Genomic DNA, 24503 nt, shown 5'->3' with positions numbered 1-24503 from the left:
GAGGCCGCGAGGCCGCCGGGCGCAAGATGATTCCATTTTTGCCGCCTGCGACTTTTTTGCTCGGCCACGGGCGTCGCGCCGCGGCTTCGGCGAATCCGGCGCTCCGCCGGCCGGCCGGCGGCCGCCGAAACGGGTCGATACACGCCTTGCGGGAGGCATATTTCTCACCTTGGTCAGTTCCCGCCCCGCAGAGCGGCGCCAGGGGCCGGCGGTTAACCTTCACCGCTCGGCGCCCCGGCCACAAGGCGTTCAATCGAAACGATTTTTCCCATGCGACAGAAGGCCGCTGGCCCGGCGATTCACCCTTAACACCTTCGCAACCCACGCGCGTGGATCAAGGAGCACAACCGCACTTGGGGCTCCTATGCGCTTTCTCGACGACTGGAAAATCTCGACCAAGATCATGCTTGCGATCCTGGTCGTCTCGGCCGCCTTCCTCGGATCGGCCGCCTTCAGCAGCTTCAGCATGAAGCGAATCGACGCCGACTATTCGGCGCTCTCCCGCACCAACCAGCGCTCCAGCCTCGAGCTCGCGCGGGCCGCGCGCCGGGTGAACCAGATGGCCTATGCCGGATACATGGCCGTCGCCTATCCGGCGGGCGCGCCACAGAGCGCCGCGGCCAAGGCGCTCTACGACGAGTCCGTGGCGGCGATCGACAGGAGCTTCGCCAGCGCGCTCGAACTGACGCCCGAGAACGCTGAGCAGATTCGCGGTTTCCAGAGCCGTGCGGCCGAGATCGCCGCCGCCACCGGACAGGCCATCAGCGAAGGCATGGCCGACCAGAACGCGCGGGCCACGCAGACGATGGCCGGCGTCGATCCTCTGGTGGCCTCCCTCAGCAAAGACATGCGGGCCTTCAACGAAGCCCAGAGCGCCGACGACGACGCCCGCGGCGACGAGCTGTCGGCCGCCGCCAACGCCACCGTCGTCACCAACGCGGTCCTGGCTCTGCTGGGCGTCGGGTTGAGCCTGGCGCTGGCCTACTGGATCGCAGGCATGAAGATCTCCCGCCCGCTGAACCGCCTGTCGGACGGCATGCGCCGCCTGGCCGAGGGCGATCTGGGGGTGGAGATCGCCGGACAGGACCGCCGGGACGAGGTCGGGGGCATGGCCGCCGCCGTCCAGGTGTTCAAGACCAATGCGCTGAAGGCGCGCGAGATGGAGGCCGACGCGGCGCGCCTGCGCACCGAGGCCGAGGCGCAGCGCGCCGAGAGCGAGGCCGAACGCCGCCGCAACGAGCAGGAACTGGCTCTGGTGGTGACGGCCCTGGCCGAAAGCCTGGGCCGGCTGGCCCAGGGCGATCTGACCAGCCGCATCGAAGCCGAGTTCAGCGGCCAGTACGGCCAGATCCGCTCCGACTACAACGCCGCCGTCGACAGCCTGCGCGAGGCGATGAGCGCCATCAGCGCCGCCACCGGACAGATGAAGGGCGGCTCGGAGGAGATCGCCCAGGCCGCCGACGACCTGTCGCGCCGCACCGAGCAGCAGGCCGCCAGCCTGGAGGAGACGGCCGCGGCCCTGGACGAGATCACCGCCACCGTCCGCAAGAGCGCCGAGAACGCCCGCTCCGCCTCCCAGGCGGCGAGCGAGGCGCGTGGCGCCGCGGAGCGTTCGGGCGCGGTGATGGGCGACGCCGTCAGCGCCATGGCCTCGATCGAGGACAGCGCCGGCAAGATGGGCCAGATCATCGGCGTCATCGACGAGATCGCCTTCCAGACCAATCTTCTGGCGTTGAACGCCGGAGTCGAGGCCGCCCGGGCCGGCGATGCCGGCAAGGGCTTCGCGGTGGTCGCCTCCGAGGTCCGAGCGTTGGCCCAGCGCTCGGCCGAGGCCGCCAAGGAGATCAGCGCCCTGATCGCCAACTCCTCCGACCAGGTCGCGCGCGGCGTGCGTCTGGTGGGCGAGACGGGCGAGGCCCTGAGCGGGATCGTGCGCCGGGTGGCCGACATCGACGCCCTGATCTCGGAGATCGCGGAATCGGCGCAGGAGCAGAGCTCGGGCCTGGGCCAGGTGAACACAGCGGTGAACCAGATGGACCAGGTCACCCAGCAGAACGCCGCCATGGTCGAGCAGACCACGGCCGCGGCCGCCAATCTGCGCACCGAAGCCATCCAGCTCTCCGCCCATGTGGGCCGCTTCAGCCTGGGCGGCGGGCCGGCCCTCCGGCCCGTGACGACGGCGCGGCCGGTCGCCCGTGCGGCCGGCGGCCCGCCCTCGCCCATCGCCAAGGCCCGCGCCAGGATCGCCGCCTTCGCCGGCGGCGGCGCGGCCGCCCCGGCCACGGCCGACGCCGGCTGGGAGGAGTTCTGAGGCTCAGGCCTCCGCGCCGGCCAATCCCGCCGACAGCCGGACGGACTCCCGCAGCTGGACCGCGTCACGCCCCGGCGGCGCGCCGAACAGGCGGCGGTATTCGCGGCTGAACTGGGAGGGGCTCTCATAGCCGACCGCGAGGCCGACGGATGCGACGTCGGCCTCGTCCGCCAGCAGCCGCCGCCGGGCTTCCTGGAGGCGGATCTGCTTCTGGTACTGAAGCGGGCTGAGCGCCGTCACCGCCTTGAACTGGCGGTGGAAGGTCGAGGGGCTCATGTGCGCCAGGCGGGCGAGATCGCCCACCTTCAGAGGCGCATCGTAGTTCTGGCGGATCCAGGCCAGGGCGCGGTTGAGGCGGTTGAGGCGCGAGCCGGCCCGGCCGATCTGGCGCAGGAGCGGCTGCACCTCCACGAACAGCAGCCGGTAGACGATCTCCCGCTTGATGAGCGGGGCCAGGGCGGCGATCTCTCGGGGCCGCTCGATGAGGCGGGTCAGACGCAGGAGCGCGTCAGCGAGGTCCTCGCTGAGCTCGCTCACCGCAAGGCCGGGCGCCGGCGGCGCGTCGGCCTCGTCCTCCGCGTCGAGCAGCAGTTCGGCGACGACGGCGGTGTCCAGGGACAGCCTCAGGGCAAGATAGGGCGCCTCCGGCGAGGCCTGGGCGATCTGGCCGATCGCCGGCAAATCCACGGAGGCGATGAGGTACTTTCCCGCATCGTAGTTGAAGACCTGCTCCCCCAGGAGCGTGGTCTTGGCGCCCTGCAGCACCACGCAAAGCGACGGCTGATAGAGGGCCCCGAAGCGGCCGGTGATGGCCTCGGCCCGCACGAGGTCCAGTCCATCCACCGCGCTCACCGCGACGCCGCGGGCCGTGTGACGCTCGACGAGCTCGGTCAGTTCGCGCAGCGCACTCATCGGCGTCTCCCGTCAAGAGCCTTCGAAATGGGTCGCGTGGGAGGATCGTGCAAGAGACCGGCAGGATCGGAGTCACCCCGCGCCCCGCTGGCGCGTCATGATCAGGCTCCCCTTCCCGGAGATTCCCATGCGTTACAATCGGCTCGGCCGCAGCGGCCTTCTCGTTTCCGAACTCTGCCTCGGGACCATGACCTTCGGCGGCGACGACGGCCTGTGGGGCCAGATCGGCCGCGTGCCTCAGGACGAGGCCGATCAGATCGTCCGCGCCGCGCTGGACGGCGGGATCAACTTCATCGACACGGCCAACATCTACTCCCAAGGCCGTTCGGAGGAGATCCTCGGGCAGTCGCTCAAGAACCTCGGCGTCGCCCGCGAGGATGTGGTCATCGCCACCAAGGTCTTCGGCCGCATGGGCGAAGGCCCCAATGGCGCCGGCGCCTCGCGCGGCCACATCCTGGATCAGGTCAAGCACAGCCTGCGCCGGCTGCAGACCGACCATATCGACCTCTACCAGATCCACGGCTTCGATCCGGCCACGCCCATCGAGGAGACGATGGAGGCGCTCGACATCCTCGTTCGCCACGGCCACGTCCGATACATCGGCCTTTCCAACTGGGCGGCCTGGCAGGTGGCCAAGGCGCAGGGGATCGCCGAGCGCAAGGGCCTCGCCCCCGTGCAGTCGCTGCAGGCCTACTACACCGTCGCCGGCCGCGATCTGGAGCGCGAGATCATCCCCATGCTGGCCTCCGAGCAGGTGGGCCTGATGGTCTGGAGCCCGCTCGCCGGCGGCCTGCTGTCGGGCAAGTACGACCGGGCCAACGAGAGCGCCGGCGAGGGCCGCCGGGCGACCTTCGACTTCCCGCCCGTGGACCGCGACCGGGGCTACGCCGCCATCGACGCCCTGCGGACGGTGGCCGAGCGGCGCGACTGCACGGTGGCGCAGGCGGCGCTGGCCTGGCTGCTCCACCAGCCGGCGGTCACCTCCGTCATCATCGGCGCCAAGCGCCTGGACCAGCTGGAGGACAACCTCGGCGCCGTGAAGGTGGAGCTGACCGCCGAGGACCTGAAGCAGATCGATGAGGTGACCCGCCTGCCGCCCGAATATCCGGGCTGGATGTTCGAGCGGCAGGGGACCTATCGCACGGTCAGCCCGGCGCGGACGCCGCGCTAGCCGTCCACTCCTCCGCCAGGACCGCGTAGAGATAGGTGTCGCGCCAGGCGCCCTTCACCTGCCGGTCCTGGCGCAGGAGGCCCTCGCGGCGCATGCCGAGCCTCTCCATCACCCGCCACGAGCCGGTGTTGCGCACGTCGCAGGTGGCGTAGATGCGATGCAGGCCGAAGCGGCGAAAGCCGGCGTCCGCCAGGCCGCGGGCGGCCTCGCTCATGATCCCCTGCCCCCAATAGTCGCGGTGCAGGCAGTAGCCCATCTCCACCGTGCGATGGGTCGCATCGCGCAGGTGCAGGGCGATGGAGCCGATCAGCCGGCCTTCATCGGCCAGTTCGATCCCGAGGCCGAGCTCCATGCGCGGCCAGGTGCGCGCCTGGGCCTGCATGCGGGCCAGGGCCTGGGCCGTGTCCTCCAGGGTGTTGGGTCCCCAGGGCATGTAGCGGCAGACCTCCGGATCGGAACCGTAGGCGTGGATGTCGTCGAAATCCTCGTCGCGGAAGTCGCGCAGGATCAGGCGCGGCGTGCGCAGCGGCAGTCTCAGCTCTTCCTGGAGCGGCGGTTCGGTGGTCATGGAGAGGCTCCTTCGGGACCGGAGCCATCGTTCGACCCCGGCCGGTTGGCGGGGTCGGGGGACGAGGCGCGCCCTCTAGGCGATCGCACGCACGATCCCGCGGCCCCGAAGGGGACCGTAGGAATTGCAGCAGGCGAAGGCGGCGGGGCGGCTCATGGGGGGACGCTAGCGCCAGAGCGCCGCGCCGCGCCAGGGCGCCGGCGCCACAGCTGCGCCGAAAGACGCGCCGTCCGGGCCTCCGTTTGGGGCGGCGGCCGCGGAACCGGGCGCGCCGACGGCCGGTTGAGCGCGCACATCGCCCGAAGGAGCCCGACCATGCCGCAGCCCAGGATACAACAGGACCCCGCCGAGGGGCCGCGCGGCCGCACCAGCGCCGGCGAAGAGGATCGTGGTCCCGCCGGAGCGGAGGGGCCGGAGGGCGCGGCGATCCTGTCCGAGCCCGCCGAGGGTGATCGCGAAACCGTCGAACGCAACCTGCGCGACGCCCGAGGGCCGAAAGGTCCGCAGGACGGCGAGCCCCGATAGGGGCCGCTCGCCCACGCCCGCCCCACGCAATCCAAAGGAGCCGCCATGGCCGTTGAGAACGCCCCCAAGCCGCCCTTCGACACGCCGATGCAGGAGCCGCCCGGCCACACCCGGGACATGGATCCACGGCCCGACCACGGGGAGAGCACCTACCGAGGCTCCGGCCGTCTTGCCGGCAAGGCCGCCATCATCACCGGCGCCGACAGCGGCATCGGCCGCGCCGTCGCGCTCGCCTACGCCCGCGAAGGCGCCGACGTGCTGATCGGCTATCTGGAGGAGGACGAGGACGCCGCCGAGACCCGCCGCCTGGTGGAGGCCGAGGGGCGCAAGGCCGTAATGGGCAAGGGCGACGTGGCCGATCCGGAGTTCTGCCGCGGTCTGGTCGACCGGGCGGTCGAGTCCTTCGGCAAGCTCGACATCCTGGTCAACAATGCCGCCCATCAGATGAGCTTCGATGCGCCCGAGGAGATCAGCGACGCGGAGTGGGAACGGACCTTCCAGGTCAACATCCACGCCATGTTCTACCTGGTGAAGGCGGCCCTGCCCCACCTGAAGGCCGGGGCGGCCATCATCAACACCACCTCGATCAACGCCGACAAGCCCAACCCCAAGCTGCTGGCCTATGCGGCCACCAAGGGCGCCATCCAGAACTACACCATCGGCCTGGCCCAGCTTCTGGGGGGACGGAAGATCCGCGTGAACTGCGTGGCGCCCGGCCCCATCTGGACGCCGCTCATCCCCTCCACCATGCCTGCGGAGAAGGTGGAATCCTTCGGCAAGACGAGCCCCGCCGGCCGTCCGGGCCAGCCGGGCGAACTGGCGCCCGTCTATGTCATGCTGGCCAGCGACGAGGCGAGCTACGTCTCCGGCGCCACCGTGCCGGTCACCGGCGGCATGCCCTTCATCTGAGGCGCGGCCGCAGCCGGGAGCGACGGCGGGAACGGCCAAGCTCGCCGGGCATTGAAGGGGCATGATCGCCCTGCTCCTCGACCTGGCGAACATCCTCGGCGGCTTCCTGCTGGCTGTCGGCCTGCTCGCCCGCCTGCCGTCTGTCGGCGACAATCTGGCCGGAGCAGCGCGGGCCATCGGCCCCTTCGGCTGGATCGTCGGCGTCGTGGCCCTGATCTGCGGCGGCTATTTCCTGATCGTCCACCTGACGAGCGGGCCGCGCATCTTCCATTTCGAGATCATCGGCCTGATCACCGGCGTGCTGCTGCTGTGGGAGCGGCTCAATCTCGCCCGTCGAACGGGCCAGGACCTGCCGGCGAGCGCCGCGGCGGTGGCCGGCCTGATCCTCGCCGTCTTCGGCGTGATCGCCATCCTCGTCGGCCTGCAGGGCCTGTTCACGCCGAACTAGGCTGCGGCGACTTCGCCAGTCTCTCAATGTCTGGGGAGATGGTGGACGCGGCTGGGATTGAACCAGCGACCCCTACGATGTCAACGTAGTGCTCTCCCGCTGAGCTACGCGTCCGGACCGGACCCCTGCGAGGGGCGGGAAGGGCGGCGGTATAGCGGCGGGGCGCGCGCGGCGCAAGCGTCGAGACCCGCCTTCCCCGCCGGTTTTTCGTCCGCCTTTTCAGGCGGCCATCATCCGCTCCACCTCGGTGACGATCTCCCGCAGGTGGATGGGCTTGGAGAGGACCTTGGCCCCGGCGGGCGCCGTATCGCCGGCGGCCAGGGCCACGGCGGCGAAGCCCGTGATGAACATGATGCGCAGGGACGGATGCAGGGCCGCCGCCTGACGCGCGACCTCGATGCCGTCGATGCCGGGCATGACGATGTCGGTGAGCAGCAGGTCCCAATCCTGGTCGAGCACGGCGACGGCCTCCTCGCCATCGGCGCAGGCGGTCACCTCGTAGCCGGCGCGCTCCAGGGCGCGGGCGAGGAAGCCGCGCAGGGAGTCGTCATCTTCGGCGAGGAGGATCTTGGGCATGGCGTCTTCCGATAGCGTCCGGCGGACCAGAACGGCAGCATAGGGGCCGGTTTGTAAATCCGCGATGAACCGGAGGCCCGATCCGTTTGACCCCATGCACGGCGCATCGTCATATGCGCGCCATGTCCGCGGTGGAGCCCATGGAAGTCGCAGAGCCTGCGCCGGTCGTCCCGGGCAGCTTCACGCTTCGCCGCGCCGCCGCGGCGGGCGCGCCGCCGACGCCGGTGATCTTCGCCTCGCCGCACTCCGGACGCATCTATCCCGACGACATGATGGCCGCCGCCGCCCTGGACGCCCAGGCCATCCGCCGCTCGGAGGACGCCTTCGTCGACCAGCTGGTGGAGGCGGCGCCCGCGGCCGGGGCCGCCCTGATCACGGCCAATTTCGCGCGCGCCTATATCGACGTGAACCGTGAGGCCTTCGAGCTCGACCCGGCCATGTTCGCCGACGAGCTGCCGGACTTCGCCCGCATCCGCACCGCCCGCGTGGCCGCAGGGCTCGGCGCCATCGCCAAGGTGGTCTCGGAGGGGCAGGAGATCTATTCCCGCAAGCTGACCTACGCCGAGGCCCGGCTGCGGATCGAGGGCGCCCACCAGCCCTATCACGCCGCCCTGGCCAGCCTGATCGCCGAGGCGCAGGCGGCTCATGGCCTGGCCATCCTCGTCGACTGGCATTCGATGCCGTCGATGGCCGCGCGCTCCGCCGGCGGTTGCGACATGGTGCTGGGCGACCGGTTCGGGGCGGCCTGCGCCGAGGAGCTGACGGCGCTGGCCGAGCGCGAGCTCGAGGACCGCGGCTACCGGGTGATCCGCAACACCCCCTATGCCGGCGGCTACACCACCGAGCACTATGGCCGGCCGGCCCGCCGGGTTCACGCGCTGCAGATCGAGCTGAACCGCGGCCTCTATCTGGACGAGGAGACGCTCACGCCGACGGCCGGCTTCGGGCGCCTCAAGGCCGACATCGAGGGTCTGACCCGGGCGCTGACCCGCGCCGACTGGAACCGGCTCCGCTAGCCGGGCGACCTTCCGAAAAAAAAGGCCGCGCCAAGCGGCGCGGCCAGTTCATTAGGGAGGAAACGCCCAGGAAGGGCAGAGACGTCAGAGACGCCTCACAGCCCGATATGTACTGTGCGGCGCACAAACCGGCAAGGGAAAAAACGTCGCAAACCTTACCGATGAACGGCCGAATTTGCTTTTTTAAGCACATTCAAGGGGTTGAATGGCGGCCATCACGGCACATTTCGTGTTGCAACGCACAAATACCCCTTGCGGCGCGGCGTCACTGACATCAGATCGCGCTAGCACCGCGCGCCAAGCTCGCCTACAAGCCGCGGCTTCCCCGAAAAGGCTCTTCTATGTCGCTGCGCAACATCGCCATCATCGCCCACGTCGACCACGGCAAGACCACGCTGGTCGACCAGCTGCTCGCCCAGTCCGGCGTCTTCCGCGCCAACGAGGCGACGGTCGAGCGCGCCATGGACTCCAACGACCAGGAGCGCGAGCGCGGCATCACCATCCTGGCCAAGTGCACCAGCGTGCTGTGGAACGGAAGGGCGGGCGAAACCCGGATCAACATCATCGACACCCCCGGCCACGCCGACTTCGGCGGCGAGGTCGAGCGGATCCTGGGGATGGTGGACGGCTGCGTGCTGCTGGTGGACGCCGAGGAAGGCGTCATGCCCCAGACCAAGTTCGTGCTGGGCAAGGCGCTGAAGATGGGCCTGCGTCCCATCCTCTGCCTCAACAAGGTCGACCGCCCCCACGCCGACCCGGACCGCGTGCTGAACGAGGCCTTCGACCTCTTCGCCGCCATGGGCGCCACCGACGAGCAGCTGGACTTCCCGCACATCTACGCCAGCGGCAAGAACGGCTGGGCGACGATGGATCTGGCCCAGCCCAACGACAATCTGGCGCCCCTGTTCGACCTGATCGTCGACCACGTGCCGCCGCCCAAGGCCGAGGCGCGCAAGGACGAGCCCTTCCAGATCCTGTCGGTGCTGATCGAGAGCGACCCCTTCCTGGGCCGCCTGCTGACCGGCCGCATCGAGTCCGGCAAGGCCGTGCCCGGCATGGCCGTCAAGGCGCTGTCGCGCGACGGCAAGGAGATCGAACGGGGCCGCATCACCAAGGTGCTGGCCTTCCGCGGGCTCAAGCGCCAGCCGATCGACGAGGCCGAGGCTGGCGACATCGTCGCCATCGCCGGCCTGTCCAAGGCCACCGTGGCCGACACGCTGTGCGCGCTGGAGGTCACCGAGGCCCTGCCGGCCCAGCCGATCGATCCGCCGACCATCTCCATGACCGTCTCGGTCAATGACAGCCCGCTGGCCGGCCGCGAGGGCGACAAGGTGCAGAGCCGCGTCATCGCCGCGCGCCTCTTGAAGGAAGCCGAGTCCAACGTGGCCATCCGGGTCACCGAGACCAGCGAGAAGGACGCCTATGAGGTCGCCGGCCGCGGCGAACTGCAGCTGGGGGTGCTGATCGAAGGCATGCGCCGCGAGGGCTTCGAGGTCTCCATCAGCCGGCCGCGCGTGGTCTTCCAGACCGATCCGGAAACGGGCGAGCGCCTGGAGCCGGTGGAAGAGGTGATGATCGACGTGGACGACGAGTTCACCGGCGTGGTCATCGAGAAGCTGTCGGCCCGCAAGGCGGAGCTGAAGGACATGGGGCCCTCGGGCGCGGGCAAGACCCGCATCAGCCTGATGGCGCCGTCCCGCTCGCTCATCGGCTATCAGGGCGAGTTCCTGACCGACACCCGCGGCTCGGGCGTGCTGAACCGCGTGTTCAGCCACTATGAGCCCTACAAGGGTCCCATCGACGCCGGCCGCAAGGGCGTGCTGGTCTCCAACTCCGACGGGGAGACGGCGGCCTACGCCCTGTGGAACCTGGAGGAGCGCGGCGTCATGTTCGTCGGCGCCGGCGAGAAGACCTATCAGGGCATGATCATCGGCGAGAACTCCCGGTCCGACGACCTGGACGTCAATCCGATGAAGGCCAAGCAGCTCACCAATGTCCGCGCCTCGGGCAAGGACGAGAGCATCCGCCTGACCCCGCCGCGCCGCATGACGCTCGAACAGGCCATCGCCTATATCGAGGACGACGAGCTGGTCGAGGTGACGCCGCAGAACATCCGCCTGCGCAAGCGCGTCCTGAACCCCAGCTTCCGCAAGAAGCGCACCAAGGAAGACTAGGGCGGCGAGGGCGTCCTTTCCCGTGGACGCCGACGGCGGGGAATGCTGAAGGAGCCGCAAGGCCCCTTCCGGAACCGAGCCATGCCCGACGCCGTCTTTTCCGCCCTGCCGACCACCGTCTTCGAGGAGATGAGCGGCCTGGCGCGGGCGCTGGGCGCCATCAATCTCGGCCAGGGCTTTCCCGACGATCCGGGACCCGAGGCGCTGCGCCGCAAGGCGGCCGAGGCGGTGCTGTCGGGCTACAATCAGTATCCGCCCATGGCGGGCCTGCCCGAGCTGCGGCAGGCCGTGGCGCGCCACTATGGCCGCGCCCAGGGGTTGGACCTCGACCCGATGACCGAGGTGACCGTCACCTCCGGCGCCACAGAGGCCCTGGCCGCGGCCTTCCTGGCCCTGATCGAGCCGGGCGACGAGGTGATCGTCTTCCAACCGGTCTACGACGCCTATCTGCCGCTGATCCGGCGCGCGGGCGGGGTTCCGCGCCTGGTGACGCTCAACCCGCCGGACTGGCGGTTCACCCGGGCCCTGCTGGAGGCGGCGATCACGCCGCGGACGCGGTTCGTCGTGCTGAACAATCCGGTCAATCCCACGGGGCTCGTCCTGCCGGAGGACGACCTGGCGTTGCTGGCGGAGATCTGCGTCGCCCACGACCTGACCGCCATCTGCGACGAGGTCTGGGAACAGGTGGTCTTCACGCCCGCCGCTCACCGGCCGCTCATCGCCTTCCCCGGCATGCGCGAGCGCTGCGTGAAGATCGGGTCGGCCGGCAAGATGTTCGGCCTGACCGGCTGGAAGGTCGGCTTCCTGTGCGCCGCGCCGGCCCTGTCGCGGGTGCTCGCCCGCGCGCACCAGTTCCTGACCTTCACCACCCCGCCCAACCTGCAGGCGGCCGTGGCCTTCGGCCTGGACGAGCCCGGCGACTGGTTCGAGGCCATGCCGCGGACGCTGGCGGCCTCGCAGACGCGCCTGGCCGAGGCCCTGCGTCGGGAGGGGTTCGCCGTCCTCCCCTCGCAGGGGACCTACTTCCTCAATGTCGATCTGGCCGCTTCGGGCGTGGCGATGAGCGACCGCGAGTTCGCCCTGCTGGCGGTGCGCGAGGCCGGCGTGGCCGCCATCCCCGTCAGCGCGCTCTATGAGCGGGATCCGGCCACCACCATCTTGCGGCTCTGCTTCGCCAAGGCCGACGCCACCCTGGACGAAGGCGCGGCGCGCCTGGCCCGCGCCCGCGACCTGGCGCTGCGCCGGTAATTTTACCCGGAAGATATTGACGCCGCTTTTTATCCGGGTCATTAGCCGCGCATGACCCTCGCCGTCCCGACCCTGTTCGACACGCCCGCCGCCGTCGACGCCCTGCGCGCCGCCTTCGGAAACGCCCCTGTCACCGGCGCCCGCCGGATCATCGGCGGCTTCTCCGGCGCCGACGTCTTCCGCCTTGAGGCCGAGGGCTGCGCCTGGCTGCTGCGCGCGCCGAAGGCCCGCGATGCGCTGCGCGATCCGGAGCGGTGGCTGCCATGCCTGCGCATCGCCGCCGAGGCGGGGATCGCGCCGCCGCTCCGCTACGCCGACCCGCAGACCGGCGCCTGCATCACCCGGTTCGTGGAGGGACGCCCGCTGGCGGAGGGCTTCGACGGGCCGCGCGAGGCGATGATCGCCGCCCTGGGCGCGCTCGCCCGCCGCCTGCACGCCACGCCGCCTTTCCCGCGTTTCGTCGACTATATGGACGGCATGGCCGACATGATCGGCCAGCTTCGCAGCTCAGCCCTGCTGGCGTCGGAGGCCCTGGACGAAGAGCTTGCGGGCTATGGCGAGCTCGACCGCGCCTGTCGGGCGCTGGCGCCGGAGCCCGTGTCCAGCCACAACGACCTCAACCCGCGCAACATCCTGGTCGAAGACGGCCGGCTGTGGGTGGTGGACTGGGAGGCGGCCTTCCTCGCCGACCGCTATGTGGACCTGGCCGCTCTGGCCAACAACACGACGCGCGACGACGCCGAACTGGCCGTCCTGACTCACGCCTATTTCGGCGGCCCGCCGACAGAGGCGCAGTCCGCCCGCCTCTTCCTGGCCCGGCAGCTCAACCACGTCTTTTATGGCGTGGCCTTTCTCTCCGGCCTCGCCGGCGAGCGGCCGGACGCGCGCCTGGCGCCCGAGGGGATCGCAGCTGATCTCCGCGAGGTGCGCCTGGCCCTGGCGCAGGGCCGCTTTCCGCTCGATTCCTGGGACAGCCGCGTCGTCTATGGACTGGCGCACCTGCGGGCGGCGCGCGCGAACCTGGCGAGCGGGCGGTTCGCCGAGGCCGTCAGACTGGCGCGGTAGGGCGCGCCGCACGCGTCATGTAGACGTCGAGGTCGTCGCGCCCGGTCTCGACGAAGCCGCGGCGTTCGTAGAGACGCCGGGCGTCGCTCTCGCGCAGGACGGTGAGGATGACCCGCGCGCCCGCCGCGTCGGCCTCCGCCAGCAGGACATCGAGGACGGCGGTCCCGAGGCCCCGGCCCTGCCACTCCGACGCCAGGTAGAAGTGTTCGAGCTTCAGCGTCCCAGGTTCGGCCGGATAGAAGGCGACGCAGCCGGCGGTGGCCTCGCCCACGCGGATCAGGCGGGTGGTCTCGGGGCGATAGGTCTGCGCAAACCACGCCCGCGCCCGATCCGGATTGAAACGGCCGATGCGGTTGAAGCTCTCGGCCATCACCGCCAGCCGCAACTCTGTCAGCGCCTCCAGGTCCCCGGCCGAAGCCGGGGCGAAGGCGAAGGCCGGGACGGCCTCAGCAGGTGGAGCCGCCATCGACCACAATCGCCTGACCGGTCATCCAGGAGCCCGCCTTCGAGGCCAGGAACACCGCCGCGCCGGCGATGTCGTCCGGCTCGCCCAGGCGGCGCAGGGGGTTGTTGGCGCTGGAGCGCTTTTCGGCTTCGGGGGTGTCCCACAGGGCGCGGGCGAAGTCGGTCTTCACCAGGCCCGGCGCGATGCAGTTGACGCGGATGTTGTCGGGACCGAGCTCGACGGCGAGGTTGCGGGCCAGCTGGAAGTCGGCGGCCTTGGAGATGTTGTAGGCGCCGATGCCCGTGGAGCCGCGCAGGCCGCCGATCGAGGAGATGATGATCACGGCGCCGTCCTTGCGCTCGCGCATCTGCGGCGCCGCCATCTGGATCAGCCAGTTGTTGGCGATGATGTTGTTGTCGAGAATCTTGCGGAAGGCGTCGTCCTCGATCTTCGACATCGGGCCGAAGAAGGGGTTGGTGGCGGCGTTGCAGACGACGATGTCGATCTTGCCGAAGGCCTTGATCGTCTCGTCCACCAGGCGCTGCAGGTCTTCCTTGGACGAGATGGAGGCGGGAACCGCGATCGCCGCGCCCGGATGCTTCTCGTTGATCGCCGCGGCGACCTCGTCGCAGGGCCCGGCCTTGCGCGAGGAGATCACCACCTTGGCGCCGTGCTCGGCCATGCGCTCGGCGATCGCCTTGCCGATGCCGCGCGAGGAGCCGGTGATGACAGCCACCTTGCCGGTCAGATCGAACAGTTCCATGGCGCGCGTTCCCTGATTGAAATGCTTGTTTGAATGCCGGCCATTTGCGGCGCCGCCGGACGCGAGGTCAAGCGCGCCGGCCGCCGTCGGGGCGTCGAAGGAACGGTACGGAAATCAGCCCCCGGCCTGGGCGGCGAGTTCGCGCAGCGCGCCGTTGGCGATGGTCAGCTTGGCGAAGGTCCAGCCGCCGCTGGAGGCTTCCACCTCCTCGACCGTGCGCCGGGCCTGCAGCACGGGTTCGCCCAGCCGCTCGGCCCAGGCGGCCACCACGGCCCGGGCGGAGGTGACGTCCTCGGCCGCCTTCGGACCGCGGGCGTCCTTGAGGATGGCGCGGGTGATCGCCGTCTGTTCGGTCAGCAGATCCTCCACCAGGCGCCGGACGGCCGCGCGTTCGAAGGCGTCGCCGGCCGAATGGCCGCCCGCCGCCGCCCGCAGCCTGTCGAAGGCGAAGGCTGCGCCCACCTGATGGTAGAGGCGGGCGACGCTCTCGACCGGCCAGCGGGAGGCCTCGGCGAGATCGGCCACGTCGGCGGCGATGGTCAGCGGCTGGAGGTTCACCACCTCCCGGGCGAGATCCGCCGGCGCGCCGGCCTCGATCAGGGCGCCGGCCTGCCGGTCGAGCCCGGCCCGCTCCACCTCGGTGAGGATGTCCGGCATCAGGCTGCGGATCGCCTGCACGGGCTTGGCGTAGCGGGCGATCAGGGGGCTGACCTGGGCGCCTTCGCGCGCCGCGCGCCGGGCGAGCCAGAAGGTCATGCCGCGCAGGTTGCCGGCCAGCCGGCGCAGCAGCAGGAGCTGAGCCTGGGCGGGAACGACATTGTCCAGGGCCTCGACCGCCTCCCACAGCGGCGCGAGCTGCAGCACCGCGCGGGCGGCCTCGTAGCCCACGAAGAAGGCCTCCGCGCCGCAGCCGGCGGACGCCATCAGCCGGCCGGGGAAACTCGGGCCGCACCGATTGACGACGTCGTTGGCGACCACCGTGGCGATGATCTCCCGGCGCAGGCGGTGGCGGCGCATCTCCGGCGCGAACCGCATGAGCGGACCGGGGAAGTAGCCCTCCAGCACCTGCTCGAACCAGGGATCGTCCGGCACGTCGGTCTCGACCATCTCGCGGAAGAGCTGGATCTTGCCATAGGCCAGCAGGACGGCGAGTTCGGGCCGCGTCATGCCGCGCCCCGCCTTCTGGCGCTCGGCGATCTCGGCGGCGTCGGGCAGGCCCTCGACGGCGCGGTCCAGCCGGCCCACGGCCTCCAGCCGCGCCATGAAGCGGGCGTGGGGCTCCAGCTCGCCGACGGCGTCCATCTCCAGCAGGGACAGGGCCTGGGTCTGGTCGTAATTGTGCTCCAGGACGTGGGCGGCCACCTCGTCGACCATGGAGCGCAGGAGCTTGTCCCGTTCCGGCCGGGTCAGGGCGCCGGCGCGCTCGACCATTCCGGTGAGGATCTTGATGTTCACCTCGTGGTCGGAGGAGTCCACGCCGGCGGAATTGTCGATGGCGTCGGTGTCCACCCGTCCGCCGCCCTGGGCGAATTCGATCCGCGCGGCCTGGGTGAGGCCGAGATTGGCCCCCTCGCCGATCACCTTGACCCGCAGCTCGTCGGCGTCGACGCGCAGGGCATCGTTGGTCTTGTCGCCGACGTCGGCGTGGCTCTCGCGGCTCGCCTTCACGTATGTGCCGATGCCGCCGAGATAGAGCAGCTCGGCCGGCGCCTTGAGGATGGCGCTGATCAGCTCGGCCGGCGTCACGGCCTCGGCCTCGATCTCCAGCATCTGGCGCACCTGCGGCGTCAGGGGGATGGACTTCTGGCTGCGCGGGAAGACGCCGCCGCCCTCGGAGATGGCCGAGCGGTCGTAGTCGTCCCAGGACGAGCGCGGCAGGGCGAACATGCGCTGGCGCTCGGCGAAGGCGGCCGCCGGGTTCGGATCGGGATCGAGGAAGATGTGGCGGTGGTCGAAGGCGGCCAGCAGGCGCGTCTGGTTGGACAGCAGCATGCCGTTGCCGAAGACGTCGCCCGACATGTCGCCGACGCCCACCACGGTGAAAGGCTCGGACTGGATGTCCTTGCCCATCTCCCGGAAGTGGCGCTTGACCGCCTCCCAGGCGCCGCGGGCGGTGATGCCCATCTCCTTGTGGTCGTAGCCCGCCGAGCCGCCGGAGGCGAAGGCGTCGCCCAGCCAGAAGCCGTAGGACTCGGCCAGACCGTTGGCGATGTCGGAGAAGGTCGCCGTGCCCTTGTCGGCGGCGACCACCAGATAGGGATCGTCGCCGTCGTGCAGGATGACCCCCGGCGGATGGATGACCTCGCCCTCGGGGGTCAGATTGTCGGTGATGTCGAGCAGGCCGCGCAGGAAGGTCTTGTAGGCCTCGACGGCGGCCGCCCGGACCGCGTCGGGCGCGCCGCCGGCCGGCAGCTGCTTGGGATAGAAGCCGCCCTTGGCGCCCACGGGCACGATGACGGCGTTCTTCACCTGCTGAGCCTTGGCCAGGCCCAGCACCTCGGTGCGGAAATCGTCGCGCCGGTCGGACCAGCGCAGGCCGCCGCGGGCGACCGGGCCGAAGCGCAGGTGGACGCCCTCCACCTGGGGCGACCAGACGTAGATCTCGCGGTAGGGCTTGGGCGCGGGCAGATCCGCCAGGTCCTCGCTGGCCACCTTGAAGCTGATATAGGCCTTGGGCGCGCCGTCTTCGGCGGCCTGGTAGTAGTTGGTGCGCAGGATGGCCTGCACCAGCAGGGCCATGCGGCGCAGGACGCGGTCGTCGTCCAGGCTTTCGACCAGCTGCAGGGCCTCGGTGATCTCGGCCATGATCGCCCGCCCCTGCTGTTCGCGGGCGGCCACATCGGCGCGCAGGGCGGGATCGAAACGGGTGCGGAAGAGGTCGAGGATCAGGCGCGTCACGCCGGCGTGACGCGTGAGCGCCTCCTCCTGCACGCGCTGGGAGGGATCGAGGCCGCTCTGCTGGCGATAGCGGGCCAGCGCGCGGACCAGGCCGGCCTCTCGCCAGCCCACCGACAGTTCGAGGACCAGGCGGTTGAATCCGTCGTTCTCGGCCTGGCCGGTCCACACCGCGACGAAGGCCTGCTCGAAACAGGTCTTCACCTCGCCGAACACCAGGTGCTCGCCGCGCGGATCGTCCAGTTCGAACTCGTGCACCCAGACCACGTCGGCGCCCGTCCGGCGCACCGGAAAGCCGGCTTCCACCACGGCCTTCAGGCCCATGCTCTCCAGGATCGGAAGCACGTCGGCCAGGGGCGCAGGTTCGTGCGGCCGGTAGAGCTTGAAGCGGAACTGCCGCGGGGTGTCGAGCTCGCGCCGGAAGGCCCGCACCCGCACGGACTCGCCGGCCTGCAGGTCGTCGATGACGGCCATGTCGGCCAACGCCTCGGGCGCCTCATAGCGGTCGCGGTAGCCGGCCGGGAAGGCCCCGGCGTAGCGGGCGAGCAGCTCGGCCGTGGCGGCCGCGGGACGGTCGAGGTCGCGCACGGCGGCCTCGAACCGGTCCTCCCACGTCCGGGCCGCCTCGGCGATCTTCGCCTCCACCTCGGCGAGGTTCGGATCGCGATGGCGTCCCGGCGTGAAGCCGATGATGAAGTGGACCCGCGCCAGGGGCGAGTCCGAGAAGCTGGGATAGTAGGCCGAGACACGGCCGCCATAGGCCTCGGCCAGGATGGCGCCGGCGCGCTTGCGCAGGTCGGAGTCGTAGCGCTCCCGCGGGACGAACATCAGGACCGAACAGAAGCGATCGAACGGGTCGCGCCGCTCGAACACGCGGACCCGCGGCCGGTCGTGCAGATGCAGGATGCCCAGCGCATTCTCCAGCAGCTGGTCCTCGGTCATCTGGAAGAGCTCGTCGCGGGGGTAGTTCTCGACGATGTTCTTCAGCCGCTTGCCGTTGTGGCTGCCGGGCGCCTTGGCGGCGCGCGCCAGAACGGCGGCGACCTTGGCCCGCACCAGCGGCACGGCGGCCACCGGCTGGTCGTAGGCCTCGGCCGTGAACAGGCCGACGAAACGCACCTCGCCCGACGGCCGGCCGTCGGGCCCGAAGCGGCGGACGCCCACATAGTCCATGTAGCCGCGGCGATGGACGCGCGAGCGCATATTGGCCTTGGCCACCGTCACGGCCGCCTCCTCGCCGATCGCCCGCTGCAGCTGGGCGGTGAGGATGGCCGGCTCGTTGGTCCGGCGCAGCACCCGCCGTTCCGGATCGCGCAGAACGCCCAGTCCGTCCTGCGGCTGGAACAGCGGCTCCTCGGCGGCGTAGCCGCCGCCCTTGGCGCGGGGATATTCGTAGATGCGGGCGCCCAGGAAGACGAAGTGGTCCTTGTGCAGCCAGCGCAGAAAGCCGAGCTCCTCCTCGCGGCGGACCGAGTCGGGCGCCTGCTCGAGCTCCGCCATGGTGCGTTCCATGAGGTCGAGCATGGCGGGGAAGTCGGCCACCGCGGCGCGCGCATCCTCCAGCGCCTCGCGCACGCCGGCGAGAAGCTGGCCTTCGCGATCCTGGCCCACGCGGTCGAGGATCACCTGGATCATCGACTCCGCGATGGGCTCGCCGGCCTCCGTCCGCACGCCCTTGGCGTCGCGGCCGATCTCCACCACCGGATGGAACATGGCCCGGACGGGGAAGCCGAGATCGGCGATCTCGCCCATGACGGAGTCCACCAGGAAGGGGGCGTCCGGCTGGACGACCTCCAGCCGGTCGTAATCGGCGTCGCCGCCGCCGGCGGTGACCGCCCGCACGACGCGAATGGCGGGCGACAGACCGCGGCGCTTCTCGGCGAAGCGCCAGAAGTCGGCGAGGTTCGCCGCCAAGTCGGCGGGCGAGAGGTCGGGCAGTTCGTCGGCGGCGACGTCCTCGCCCACCTGGGCGGCGAAGTCGGCGAGGGCGGAACTCGCCGGGCCGGCGCCCAGCGCGCGCAGCAGTTCGGTCTCAAGCTCGCTCTTCAGGCGGGCGTGGTTGGGATCGTTCATGCCAGAGCCCCCTGAAAGACGAGAACGCCGCCGGAGGAGAGAGTCCGGCGGCGCCGGGCTCCGCCTGGGGGGAAAGGCGGAACACGCTGGGCTCGTCGCGCCGGCGTCCCTTGCGGGGCGGCGCTATGAGGCCGGGGGTGGGTGAGCCCCGACATCGCTTCAGATAGGTGTTCGAAGGTCAAAGTGAAGCCCCGGACTCGAAGTCTTGTGGCGCGGCCTCGGGAGGCGGCGCGGCGGTTGGAAAGTCAGCGTCCTTCGCCCGGACCGGTTCCCCGTCGTCGGAGAGCAGGATGGCGATCCAGCGGGTTCCGTCGAACTGGGCCAGGATGACCATGGCCATGACCGCGATGGGCGTGGACAGGAACATGCCGGGCAGGCCCCAGATGGCGCCCCAGAGCGCCAGGGACAGCAGGATCACCACCGGATCCATGTTCAGGCTTTCGCCCTGCATGCGCGGCTGGATGATGTTGCCGACCACGAACTGCACGCCCTGCAGCACCGCCGCCAGGATCGCCGCCGGCCAGAGGCTGTCGAACTGCAGAAGGGCGAAGATGGGCGGGGCGGCGACGCCGACGATCCCGCCGATGATGGGAATGTAGGAGGCGATGAAGATCAGCAGCGCCCAGAAGAGGGCGTTGTCGAGCCCGACCAGGGCCATGGCGATCCAGGAGGCGACGGCGATCATCACGCCCGTGACCGTCTGGACCCAGAGGTACTGCTCCACGCCGTCGCGGATGCGGTGGAAGGCGGCCACCGCCTCCCGCCGCTCGTGGCGATCCGGGAAGAGCCCGACGATCTTGCGTTCGAAGCCCCGGCGCGAGGCCAGGATGAAGCCGAGATAGATCAGCACGAAGACGGCGCTGGAGGCGAAGCCCTGCAGGGCCCCGCCCACCTGGCTGAGGTACTGGGCCGGATTGAGCTGGCGGATGAGTTGCTCGAGGCTCTGCGGCGCCTGCACCCCCAGCAGCCCGGCGGCCTGTTCCATCAGTCCGTTCAGCCGGGGACCGTAGGCGGCGATCTGAACCACGAAATCGGCCGCGTTCTCGGCGATCAGCACCGCCGCGCCGGCGAAGACGGCGATGGAAAGCACGATGGCCGCCGGCGCCGCGGCGGCCCTGGGCAGGAAGGGCGCGCGCCGCAGCAGCAGGCGCGCCAGGCCGTCGATCATCACCGCCAGGAAGATGGCGAGCGCCAGAGGCGTGAAGATGTCGCGCAGGACGTAGAGGACCACTCCGCAGGCGATCACCGCCAGGATCACCAGGGCGGAGCGCGTGACGGCGGAGGGCGCGGATGAGGGCATGCGGGAGTGATTCCTGGCGCGACTGTCGGCTCCGGCGCCGGCTTCGTCAACGTCGCCGCACGGGTCGACCCCGAAATTCGCGGAAGGCGGCATGTGAATCCCCGATCGAGCCGGTGTTGAGGTCGAGTCTTTCAAGCCGGGGCGTGGCCGGCGCCCCACCCGCCCCACTGTGGCGCGCCGGCGCCGGGGCCGCTAGCTTGACCGTCGGTTTGGCGGCGGAGGTGGCGATGGCGGCGGACGGATCGGCGCAGGACGGCGTGCTCGTGGGCCTGGGCGAGGAGCCCCTGCGCCTGCGCCTGGACAGGGCCAACCGCCACGGACTGGTCGCCGGGGCGACCGGGACCGGCAAGACGGTGACCCTGCAGATCCTGGCCCAGGGGCTGTCCGACGCCGGCGTGCCCGTCTTCGCCGCCGACGTGAAGGGCGACCTCTCCGGCATCGCCCTGCCCGGGGCGCCGAACGAGAAGCTGCTCGCCCGCGCCGCGAAGATGGCGCTCGACCTGAGGCCGGCGGGCGCGCCGACCCTGTTCTGGGACCTCTTCGGCGAGGCCGGCCACCCCATCCGCGCCACCGTCTCCGAGGTGGGCCCCCTGCTGATGAGCCGCATGCTGGAGCTCAACGAGGTGCAGGAGGGCGTTCTGACCATCGTCTTCCGGGCCGCCGACGACGAGGGCCTGCTGCTGCTCGACCTGAAGGACCTGCAGGCCGCCCTCGGTTTCGTGGGCGAGAACGCCTCCGAGATCGCCACGCGCTACGGCGCGGTGTCGAAGCAGAGCCTGGCCGCCATCCGCCGCAAGCTCCTGGTGCTCGAGGATCAGGGGGCCGAGGCCTTCTTCGGAGAGCCGGCGCTGCGCCTCTCCGATCTCATGCGGGTCGACGGACAGGGGCGCGGCTATGTCAGCATCCTGGCCGCCGACCGGCTGATCCGGTCGCCGCGCCTCTACGCCACCTTCCTGCTGTGGCTCCTGTCCGAGCTCTTCGAGGAGCTCCCGGAGGTCGGCGATCCGGAGAAGCCGCGCCTGGCCTTCTTCTTCGACGAGGCCCACCTGCTGTTCCGCGACGCGCCCAAGGGCCTGCTGGAGAAGGTCGAACAGGTCGTGCGCCTGATCCGGTCCAAGGGCGTGGGCGTCTATTTCGTCACCCAGAATCCCGCCGACATCCCCGACAGCGTGCTGGGCCAGCTCGGCAACCGGATCCAGCACGCCCTGCGCGCCTATACGCCCGCCGATCAGAAGGGTCTGCGCGCGGCGGCGCAGTCCTTCCGTACGAACCCGGCCTTCGATACGGCCGACGCCATTCAGGCGCTGGGGGTGGGCGAGGCGCTGGTCTCCCTGCTCGACGAGAAGGGGGCGCCGGGCGTGGTGCAGAGAGCCCTGATCCGTCCGCCCGCCTCCAGGCTTGGGCCGGCCACGCCGGCCGAGCGGGCGGCGGCGATGGCCGAGAGCCCCTTGCGCGGCCTCTATGACGAGGCGAAGGACCGGGACTCCGCCCACGAGGAGCTGACCGCCCGCGCCGAGGCGGCGGCCCGGCAGGCCCAGGCGACGGCGCCCCGGCGCGAGGTCCCGAGTTCGGCCCGGCCGCGGTCGAACCGTCAGAGCGCCAGCGAGGCCTTCACCAAGTCCATGCTGAGAACCATCGGCTCGCAGATCGGACGGGAGATCGTGCGCGGCGTGCTGGGCGGCCTGCGCCGGCGCTAGTGCGTGACCGCCGGCGCGCCGGCGGCCTGGCGGACGACGGCGCTGAGCTGCTCGGCGCGGAAGGGCTTGCGCAGGATCGGCCAGGCCTCGGCCTCCTGCGCATCGGCCAGCTTGTCACCGCCATAGCCGGTCGTGAGCACCACCGGCAGGTCGGGCCGGTCGGCGCGCACCTTGCACGCCAGGTCGACGCCGCTGACCCCGCCGGGCATGACGATGTCGGAGAGGACGAGGTCGAACGGCGCGTCCACCTCCAGGCGACGCAGGGCCTCGGCCCCGTTGACGGCGCTTTCCACGCGGCAGCCGAGGTCGAGCAGCAGGCTCTCCGTCACCGCCCGCACGGCGTCGTCGTCCTCCACAAGCAGGATCCGCAGGCCGGCGGCCAGCTCCGGCTGGGCCTCGACCTCCGGCGCCGCCGTGCGTTCTGCGGGCGCCTCTGCGGCGGGCAGGAAAAGGATGACCCGCGTGCCTTCGCCGGGCGCGCTTTCCACGTCGACCCCGCCGCCGACCTGGCTGACGAAGCCATAGACCTGGGCCAGGCCGAGCCCCGTACCCTTGCCGATCTCCTTGGTGGTGAAGAAGGGCTCGAACACCCGGGCCAGCACCTCCGGCGGCATGCCGGCGCCGGTGTCGGTGACGCAGAGCCGGACATAGTCGCCGGCGCCGACGCCCCGCGCCTCCCCCTCCGCCAGGCGGACCCGGCGCGCCTCGATGCGGATCTCGCCGCCGGCGGGGGTGGCGTCGGCGGCGTTGACGACGAGGTTGAGGAGGGCGGCCTCGAACTGCGCCGCGTCCAGCCGGGCGGCGCCGACATCGGGCCCGCAGTCGACCACGAGATTCACCGCCTCGCCCACCGCGCGCCGCACGAGCGGCTCGATCTGGTCGATCAGCTTGCCGACCTCCAGGGTGTCCAGGCGCAGTTCCTGTCGGCGCGAAAACGCCAGGAGCTGCCGCGTGAGCCGCTCGCCGCGGCGACCCGCCGAAAGCGCCGCCTCGCCCACCCGCTTCACCCGGGCGGTGTCGGACGGGTTCTTCAGGATCATGTCCAGCCCGCCGATGATCACCGTCAGGAGGTTGTTGAAATCGTGCGCCACCCCGCCCGTGAGGCGGCCGACCGTCTCCAGCCGCTGGGCCTGGGCGAGCGCGGCCTCGGTGCGGGCGCGCGCCTCCAGGCTCGCCTCCAGTTCCCGCGTCCGCTCGGCCACGCGGGCCTCCAGGTCGTGCCGCGCCTCGACCACCTCGGTGACGTCGGAGGCCGAGCCGAACCAGCGGCGGACCGAGCCGTCCTCCTCCCGCAGGGCCGAGATCCGCCCGTGGACCCACCGCCAGACGCCGTCGGCGCGGCGGATGCGGAAGTCGATGCTGAAGGGGAGGGCTTCCTGGGTCGCCTGGCGCCAGGCCTCGGCGACGGCGTCGCGGTCCTGGGGGTGGACCGTATCGAGCCAGCCCTCGCCCAGGTGCTCGGCGCCCGAGACGCCGGTGAAGTCCTGCCACTGCGGGCTGACATAGTTCCAGCGGCCATCGGGCAGGCTCGACCACATCAGCTGAGGCAGGGAATCGACGAGGGCGCGGACCCGCGCCTCGCCGGTCCGCAGCGCAAGGTCGGCCGACCTCTGCTCGGTGATGTCGCGGAAGATGGCCGCCGCGCCCTCGCCCACACGCATGGCGCTCGAGCGGATCCAGCGCTCCTGGCCGTCGATCACGCGGCGCACCTCGACGTCGTCGGCTTCGCTCCGGTCCAGCGCCGCCCTCAGACGCTCGACCATTTCGCGGCCGGTTTCGTCGGGAAAGACCTCCAGGACACGGCGACCGACCAGAGTCTCCACTCCGGACGGGGCCATGCGCTCGGCGGCGGGGTTGGCGTAGACCCAGACGAAATCGACGACCTCGCCCCCCTGCCGCACGGGGTCGAGGATGACGAAGCTGTCGCGCGCCGTCTCCTGGGCGATCCGGAACCGCTCCTGCACGGTGGCGCCGCGCTGGATCGCCACGCGGATCGGCTTGGCGATGCCGACGGTCAGCAGGCTGGTCAGGATGAAGACGGCCAGGGCGCCCGACGTCGCAGACCCCAGAAGGGCGATCGCCAGGGTGCTCAGCAGCACCGCCGCAAAGCCCCCGCGCGCCCCGGCGACGAGGGTGGAGAACAGGACCGCCGGATAGAAGAACATGTACCCGTGAGGAGCCTGGAGCGCGTACTCCAGCCCGCCCTCCAGCACGGCGGCCGTCCCGACCGCAGCCAGGACGAGACCGTATGCGGTCGCTGGCCGCTTCGCGGCCGTGACGAACCGCTGGGCCCAGGTGGCCATCATGACGCTACGCACCCTTGGTGAGGGCTGTCCGAATACTCAAGCCGTGACTGTGGCGCCATGTCGCAGCCGGGGAAAGCCCCGGCTGCGCATTCGGGGGCGTG

At 70.9% G+C, this 24503-nt stretch carries 18 protein-coding genes and 1 tRNA gene; 10 read left to right on the top strand and 9 right to left on the bottom strand.

Annotated elements, in window-relative coordinates; translation table 11 throughout:
* The first annotated feature begins 364 nt into the window (after positions 1–364).
* A complete protein-coding gene (locus tag H2041_RS10665; RefSeq protein WP_293412445.1) occupies positions 365–2311 on the top strand; it encodes a methyl-accepting chemotaxis protein in 1947 nt (648 codons plus the stop codon).
* Positions 2312–2314: 3 nt separating this feature from the next.
* On the opposite strand, the gene H2041_RS10660 is transcribed toward H2041_RS10665, so the two are convergent.
* A complete protein-coding gene (locus tag H2041_RS10660) occupies positions 2315–3223 on the bottom strand; it encodes an AraC family transcriptional regulator (protein ID WP_293412443.1) in 909 nt (302 codons plus the stop codon).
* A 127-nt stretch (positions 3224–3350) separates the two neighbouring features.
* Here H2041_RS10660 and H2041_RS10655 point away from each other — a divergent pair, with 127 nt between their 5' ends.
* Positions 3351–4394, top strand: coding sequence for an aldo/keto reductase (locus tag H2041_RS10655; RefSeq protein ID WP_293412441.1), 1044 nt, complete (start codon positions 3351–3353; stop codon positions 4392–4394).
* On the opposite strand, the gene H2041_RS10650 is transcribed toward H2041_RS10655, so the two are convergent.
* A complete protein-coding gene (locus tag H2041_RS10650) occupies positions 4369–4962 on the bottom strand; it encodes a GNAT family protein (protein WP_293412439.1) in 594 nt (197 codons plus the stop codon). The genes H2041_RS10655 and H2041_RS10650 overlap by 26 nt on opposite strands.
* Before the next feature lie 315 nt (positions 4963–5277).
* Between H2041_RS10650 and H2041_RS10645 the strand changes: the two genes are divergently transcribed.
* The 3 genes from H2041_RS10645 to H2041_RS10635 all read left to right on the top strand — a co-directional run bounded on the left by H2041_RS10645 (position 5278) and on the right by H2041_RS10635 (position 6844).
* Positions 5278–5487, top strand: coding sequence for a hypothetical protein (locus tag H2041_RS10645; protein ID WP_293412437.1), 210 nt, complete (start codon positions 5278–5280; stop codon positions 5485–5487).
* Between the two features lie 45 nt (positions 5488–5532).
* A complete protein-coding gene (locus H2041_RS10640) occupies positions 5533–6396 on the top strand; it encodes a glucose 1-dehydrogenase (protein WP_293412435.1) in 864 nt (287 codons plus the stop codon).
* A 61-nt stretch (positions 6397–6457) separates the two neighbouring features.
* Positions 6458–6844, top strand: a complete 387-nt coding sequence (locus H2041_RS10635; protein WP_293412433.1) for a hypothetical protein — start codon at positions 6458–6460, stop codon at positions 6842–6844.
* A 39-nt stretch (positions 6845–6883) separates the two neighbouring features.
* Here the strand turns inward: H2041_RS10635 and H2041_RS10630 are convergent.
* Positions 6884–6958 (bottom strand) — tRNA-Val (locus H2041_RS10630).
* 105 nt (positions 6959–7063) lie between these two features.
* On the bottom strand, positions 7064–7420 hold the full coding sequence (gene cpdR, locus H2041_RS10625) for a cell cycle two-component system response regulator CpdR (protein ID WP_293412431.1): 357 nt from the start codon (positions 7418–7420) through the stop codon (positions 7064–7066).
* Positions 7421–7542: 122 nt separating this feature from the next.
* Here cpdR and H2041_RS10620 point away from each other — a divergent pair, with 122 nt between their 5' ends.
* The 4 genes from H2041_RS10620 to H2041_RS10605 all read left to right on the top strand — a co-directional run bounded on the left by H2041_RS10620 (position 7543) and on the right by H2041_RS10605 (position 12923).
* A complete protein-coding gene (locus tag H2041_RS10620; RefSeq protein ID WP_293412710.1) occupies positions 7543–8436 on the top strand; it encodes an N-formylglutamate amidohydrolase in 894 nt (297 codons plus the stop codon).
* Between the two features lie 341 nt (positions 8437–8777).
* Positions 8778–10610 carry a translational GTPase TypA gene (gene typA / locus H2041_RS10615; protein ID WP_293412429.1) on the top strand — a complete coding sequence of 611 codons (1833 nt, stop codon included), beginning with the start codon at positions 8778–8780 and terminating at the stop codon, positions 10608–10610.
* An 81-nt stretch (positions 10611–10691) separates the two neighbouring features.
* On the top strand, positions 10692–11858 hold the full coding sequence (locus tag H2041_RS10610; protein ID WP_293412427.1) for an aminotransferase: 1167 nt from the start codon (positions 10692–10694) through the stop codon (positions 11856–11858).
* 51 nt (positions 11859–11909) lie between these two features.
* The gene (locus H2041_RS10605; protein WP_293412425.1) at positions 11910–12923 is read left to right on the top strand and encodes a phosphotransferase; all 1014 of its coding nucleotides are present in this window, start codon (positions 11910–11912) and stop codon (positions 12921–12923) included.
* Here the strand turns inward: H2041_RS10605 and H2041_RS10600 are convergent.
* The 4 genes from H2041_RS10600 to H2041_RS10585 form a co-directional block, all read right to left on the bottom strand.
* Entirely contained in the window at positions 12907–13389 is a 483-nt protein-coding gene (locus H2041_RS10600) for a GNAT family N-acetyltransferase (RefSeq protein WP_293412423.1), read from the bottom strand. The genes H2041_RS10605 and H2041_RS10600 overlap by 17 nt on opposite strands.
* Positions 13370–14131 (bottom strand): SDR family oxidoreductase, encoded by a 762-nt coding sequence (locus H2041_RS10595; RefSeq protein ID WP_293412421.1) that lies wholly within the window; start codon positions 14129–14131, stop codon positions 13370–13372. The genes H2041_RS10600 and H2041_RS10595 overlap by 20 nt, the downstream gene beginning before the upstream one ends.
* A gap of 114 nt (positions 14132–14245) precedes the next feature.
* Positions 14246–19099, bottom strand: coding sequence for an NAD-glutamate dehydrogenase (locus H2041_RS10590; protein WP_293412419.1), 4854 nt, complete (start codon positions 19097–19099; stop codon positions 14246–14248).
* A 178-nt stretch (positions 19100–19277) separates the two neighbouring features.
* The gene (locus tag H2041_RS10585) at positions 19278–20399 is read right to left on the bottom strand and encodes an AI-2E family transporter (protein ID WP_293412417.1); all 1122 of its coding nucleotides are present in this window, start codon (positions 20397–20399) and stop codon (positions 19278–19280) included.
* Between the two features lie 227 nt (positions 20400–20626).
* On the opposite strand from H2041_RS10585, the gene H2041_RS10580 reads away from it, so the two are divergent.
* Positions 20627–22096: a helicase HerA-like domain-containing protein gene (locus tag H2041_RS10580; protein WP_293412708.1), complete on the top strand. Its 1470-nt coding sequence runs from the start codon at positions 20627–20629 to the stop codon at positions 22094–22096.
* On the opposite strand, the gene H2041_RS10575 is transcribed toward H2041_RS10580, so the two are convergent.
* Positions 22093–24402, bottom strand: coding sequence for a PAS domain S-box protein (locus H2041_RS10575; protein WP_293412415.1), 2310 nt, complete (start codon positions 24400–24402; stop codon positions 22093–22095). The genes H2041_RS10580 and H2041_RS10575 overlap by 4 nt on opposite strands.
* Between the last annotated feature and the right edge of the window lie 101 nt (positions 24403–24503).

This window comes from Phenylobacterium sp. (assembly GCF_013911965.1).
In the GTDB taxonomy this organism is placed as follows: Bacteria; Pseudomonadota; Alphaproteobacteria; order Caulobacterales; family Caulobacteraceae; genus Phenylobacterium.
The sequence above is the reverse complement of the archived record's forward strand: the minus strand, read 5'-3'. Positions and strand labels throughout refer to the sequence as shown.

What these genes read in the sequence shown, in the direction of transcription:
- H2041_RS10665 (WP_293412445.1), top strand. Translation starts at nt 365, where the DNA reads ATGCGCTTTCTCGACGACTGGAAAATCTCGACCAAGATCATGCTTGCG.
- H2041_RS10660 (WP_293412443.1), bottom strand. Translation starts at nt 3,223, where the DNA reads ATGAGTGCGCTGCGCGAACTGACCGAGCTCGTCGAGCGTCACACGGCC.
- H2041_RS10655 (WP_293412441.1), top strand. Translation starts at nt 3,351, where the DNA reads ATGCGTTACAATCGGCTCGGCCGCAGCGGCCTTCTCGTTTCCGAACTC.
- H2041_RS10650 (WP_293412439.1), bottom strand. Translation starts at nt 4,962, where the DNA reads ATGACCACCGAACCGCCGCTCCAGGAAGAGCTGAGACTGCCGCTGCGC.
- H2041_RS10645 (WP_293412437.1), top strand. Translation starts at nt 5,278, where the DNA reads ATGCCGCAGCCCAGGATACAACAGGACCCCGCCGAGGGGCCGCGCGGC.
- H2041_RS10640 (WP_293412435.1), top strand. Translation starts at nt 5,533, where the DNA reads ATGGCCGTTGAGAACGCCCCCAAGCCGCCCTTCGACACGCCGATGCAG.
- H2041_RS10635 (WP_293412433.1), top strand. Translation starts at nt 6,458, where the DNA reads ATGATCGCCCTGCTCCTCGACCTGGCGAACATCCTCGGCGGCTTCCTG.
- cpdR (WP_293412431.1), bottom strand. Translation starts at nt 7,420, where the DNA reads ATGCCCAAGATCCTCCTCGCCGAAGATGACGACTCCCTGCGCGGCTTC.
- H2041_RS10620 (WP_293412710.1), top strand. Translation starts at nt 7,543, where the DNA reads ATGTCCGCGGTGGAGCCCATGGAAGTCGCAGAGCCTGCGCCGGTCGTC.
- typA (WP_293412429.1), top strand. Translation starts at nt 8,778, where the DNA reads ATGTCGCTGCGCAACATCGCCATCATCGCCCACGTCGACCACGGCAAG.
- H2041_RS10610 (WP_293412427.1), top strand. Translation starts at nt 10,692, where the DNA reads ATGCCCGACGCCGTCTTTTCCGCCCTGCCGACCACCGTCTTCGAGGAG.
- H2041_RS10605 (WP_293412425.1), top strand. Translation starts at nt 11,910, where the DNA reads ATGACCCTCGCCGTCCCGACCCTGTTCGACACGCCCGCCGCCGTCGAC.
- H2041_RS10600 (WP_293412423.1), bottom strand. Translation starts at nt 13,389, where the DNA reads ATGGCGGCTCCACCTGCTGAGGCCGTCCCGGCCTTCGCCTTCGCCCCG.
- H2041_RS10595 (WP_293412421.1), bottom strand. Translation starts at nt 14,131, where the DNA reads ATGGAACTGTTCGATCTGACCGGCAAGGTGGCTGTCATCACCGGCTCC.
- H2041_RS10590 (WP_293412419.1), bottom strand. Translation starts at nt 19,099, where the DNA reads ATGAACGATCCCAACCACGCCCGCCTGAAGAGCGAGCTTGAGACCGAA.
- H2041_RS10585 (WP_293412417.1), bottom strand. Translation starts at nt 20,399, where the DNA reads ATGCCCTCATCCGCGCCCTCCGCCGTCACGCGCTCCGCCCTGGTGATC.
- H2041_RS10580 (WP_293412708.1), top strand. Translation starts at nt 20,627, where the DNA reads ATGGCGGCGGACGGATCGGCGCAGGACGGCGTGCTCGTGGGCCTGGGC.
- H2041_RS10575 (WP_293412415.1), bottom strand. Translation starts at nt 24,402, where the DNA reads ATGATGGCCACCTGGGCCCAGCGGTTCGTCACGGCCGCGAAGCGGCCA.